We start from the raw sequence: 3,525 nt of genomic DNA, 5'->3' as shown, positions 1-3,525 counted from the left end.
GTCCCCCCCCCCCGCCGGGGCGGGGCGGGGGCCCCCCCCCCCCCGGGCCCCCCCGCCGCCGGCGGGCCCGCCACCGGCCGGCCCGGACGGTTCGCCGCCGTGCCTACTGCTCCAGCGTCGGGTAGTCGGTGTAACCACGCGGCCCCGGCGTGTAGAAGGTGCTCTGGTCCGGCTCGTTCAGCGGCGCGCCGATCTCCCACCGGCGGGGCAGGTCCGGGTTGGCCAGGAAATTCCGGCCGACCGCGACCAGGTCGCCAAGGCCACCGTCGACGATGCGCTCCGCGTCCGCCCGGGTGGTCACTGAGGCGAAGCCGTCGTTGGCGATGAACGGACCCCCGAACCGGCGCCGCAGGTCGACGATCAGGTCGCTCGTCGGGTCGGCCAGGGCGTGCAGGTAGGCCAGGCCGAGCGGCGCGATCGCGTCGACCAGCGCGCCATAGGTGGCGGCCACGTCGGCCGCGTCCTCCTCCACCACGCCCTGGATGTTGTGCGAGGGCGAGATCCGGATGCCGACCCGGTCGGCGCCGACCGCCTCGACGACGGCCCGGGTCACCTCGATCACCAGCCGGGCGCGGGCCTCCGGGGAGCCGCCGTACCCGTCGGTCCGCAGGTTGCTCGACGGCGCCAGGAACTGGTGCAGCAGGTAGCCGTTGGCGGCGTGCAGCTCCACCCCGTCCAGGCCGGCATCGACGGCGTTGCGCGCCGCCCGGACGAACTCCTCGACGATCCCCGGCAGCTCGTCGCCGCGCAACTCCCGCGGCACCGGGTACGCCTTCATCCCGTCGCGGGTGAAGATCTCGCCCGGGGCGGCGATGGCACTGGGCGCCACCGACTCCAGGCCGCCCTTGTTGTCGGGGTGGCCGATCCGACCCACGTGCATCAGCTGCATGACGATCTTTCCGCCGCCCGCGTGCACGGCGTCGGCGACGGCCCGCCAGCCCTCGACCTGCTCGGCAGAGTGGATGCCCGGCGTGTCCGCGTAACCCTGGCCGACGGCACTGGGCTGGGTGCCCTCGGTGATGATCAGGCCGGCTGAGGCGCGTTGGCCGTAGTAGGTCGCGGAGATCTCCTGCGGCACCTGATCCTCGCCCGCGCGGTTGCGCGTCAACGGTGCCATCACGATCCGGTTGGTCAGTTCCAGCTTGCCCAGGGTGAACGGGCTGAACAGGGCTGTCATCGTGTCTCCGCTTCGTCGTCGAACGGACGTCTTGAGTACGCTGGCGTCCCGGCACTGATCAACTGGATAGCTCGGCCGACGATTCCCGGACGCGCCGTGACACACGTCTCGGACCCTGGCCCGGTCGGTCCCAGGATGGGTGGGACCTGGTTGCGCCCGCCCGAGGCCGGCACCGTACGAGGTGCCGGCGGGCGCTCCGACCGGCAGAGGAAGAACCATGATCGGCGACAAGCTGCCCGGTGGCACCTGCCGGATGGGTGACCTCACCGTCACCCGGTTCGGCTACGGCGCCATGCAACTGGCCGGCCCTGGCGTCTTCGGGCCACCCAAGGACCGGGCCGCCGCCGTCGATGTGCTGCGCACGGCCGTCGAGTTGAGCATCCGGCACATCGACACGTCGGACTACTACGGCCCGTACGTCACCAACGAGATCATCCGGGAGGCGCTCGCGCCGTACCCCGACGACCTGCACATCGTCACCAAAATCGGTGCCCGCCGCGACGAGCAGGGCGGCTGGCCGCCAGCGCGGACGCCGGCCAAGCTCACCCAGCAGGTGCACGACAACCTGAACGCCCAGCGATATCCTGCCGAATTGGCGTGAGCCCATAGTCGCCGGTGTCAAGCCAGATTTGTCGTGACGAACGGCGGCAGTGGAACCGTTCGGCGGCCAGCTCGTGACGTCGCATAGGGCTTGATGCTGACGTGCCCGGAGACTTCCTCGGCGACGCGGACGACGCACACGACGGCGGCGTCCAGGTCGACGGCGTCCCAGCCGATCGGCGTCCTTGAAGACACCCCACCGGACCCGCCCTCTCAGCTCTCATGCACTCACCTCTGGTAGGTCGAACAGGGCGGGTTGGGCGTCACCGATCGGGGTGGTGCGGGTCGGTCCGGCGGCGCCGGCCCAGCGGTGGGCGGCAGCGGTGTGTCGGGGACAGGTAGTTTCGGCGCGGTAGCGGCCGGTGCCGGGTTGGCCGGCTTCTATCAGGGCGGTGGCTGGCCCCGCAGCGGGCGCAGTAAGTGGGCCAGCCGGGCTCCGGGGAGAAGACGGTCGAGGATCGTGGGCCAGACGGTGAACAGTCGCTGGCTCGGGTTGATAGCTGCTCCTCTACCTCCCCGTGACGGCGGCCCGCCGGCCCGGGCGCGATCACCGTTGAACCGCCGGCGGCCCGGTCCGTAGTGAGCCGGGACGGCAGGATGAGGTGTCGGTGGAGAGGGAGGGCGACGGGTGCGGATGCGGTGGGCCGTTCAGGCGGTGCTGGTGCTGGTCGGGATCTGGCTGGTGCCGACCGGTCCGGCGCATGCCGCGCCGACGGAGACCGGCCGGTACTACGTGGTCGGCCCGCCGGTCGACGGGCAACGGGAATACCTTTATGCCATCGCGTTGCGTACGCTCGGCAACGGCAACCGGTACCGGGAGATCGTTGACCTCAACACCGGGCGGGCCCAGCCGGATGGTGAGACGTTCACCGACGGCCTGGTGCTCAACCCGGGCTGGGTGCTCGTCCTGCCCCCGGACGCCAAGGGCCAGGGGGTACGCATCGGCCCGCTGCCCCGGCCCCGGGCCCGCCCCACCCCGCCGGTGACCAGGACACCGCCCGCCCAGCGGTCCGCCCCGGCGCCCACCACGGCCGCGCCGCCCCGTACCACGGCCGCGCCGAGCAGTGTGCCGCCGTCCGCGCCCGCCCGGCCTCCGGCCACCACGGAGGTCGCCGCGCCCCGGCGGCAGGAACCCACGACCCCGGCCGGCCTCGACCCGCTGGTGATCCGGGTCGGCGCGGGCGTCCTGTCGGTGCTGCTCGCGGTGGCGGCGATCGTGCTGCTGCGACCGGGCCGCTCCGGTCGTGGCCTGCCGGTGGCCGGCGACGACGGGCCGTGGCCGCCCGAGCGGCACCACACGCCCGCTCCCGGCGACGCCGCGAGGGCGCCGCTTGCCGCGCCGTCCACGGACACGTCCGCGACACCGGACGGGCTTCCCGCGAACGGGCCGTCCTCGACGGACGGAGCAGCCACCTCATCCCTTCAGGACGACACGACGGCGTCCGGCCCGGCGAACGAGGCGCCGCAGCCGTCCCCGGTGGAGGCGTCGTCCGTGGCCACGCGAACCCGGTCGGCCTCCGTAGCCGAGTCGCCTGGGCCCTCCGCCGCGACCGCTGGAACCGGACGATCGGTGGGCGGCCGGGTCGTCCAGGCCTCCGACAACGAGCGGCGCGCCACGCCGGCGGAGGCGGACGTGGCGCGTCCGGCCGGCACGCCGGCCCGGATGGAGGCCTCGACGGATGTGCCGCGCCCGCCGCTGCCGGCCGGGGACGAGGCGCCGTACCTCACCGCCGACCTGGACACCGACG

Annotated in this window: 1 protein-coding gene and 2 pseudogenes; 2 read left to right on the top strand and 1 reads right to left on the bottom strand. The window is 73.5% G+C overall.

The genetic code is table 11. The features are described from left to right. Positions 1-103 precede the first annotated feature (103 nt). Positions 104-1,177, bottom strand: coding sequence for an alkene reductase (locus ABZU52_RS32165; RefSeq protein WP_354974676.1), 1,074 nt, complete (start codon positions 1,175-1,177; stop codon positions 104-106). Between the two features lie 217 nt (positions 1,178-1,394). Between ABZU52_RS32165 and ABZU52_RS32160 the strand changes: the two are divergent. After that, positions 1,395-1,745, top strand: a pseudogene (locus tag ABZU52_RS32160) (aldo/keto reductase); the annotation flags it as partial. A 660-nt stretch (positions 1,746-2,405) separates the two neighbouring features. Beyond that, positions 2,406-3,525, top strand: a pseudogene (locus tag ABZU52_RS32155) (hypothetical protein); the annotation flags it as partial.

The organism is Micromonospora sp. NPDC005220 (genome assembly GCF_040607895.1).
GTDB lineage: Bacteria > Actinomycetota > Actinomycetes > Mycobacteriales > Micromonosporaceae > Micromonospora.
This window is presented reverse-complemented; position numbering and strand designations above follow the sequence as displayed.

Bases quoted from the DNA above. Each gene is read 5' to 3' on its own strand.
- ABZU52_RS32165 (WP_354974676.1), bottom strand. From the start codon at position 1,177: ATGACAGCCCTGTTCAGCCCGTTCACCCTGGGCAAGCTGGAACTGACC.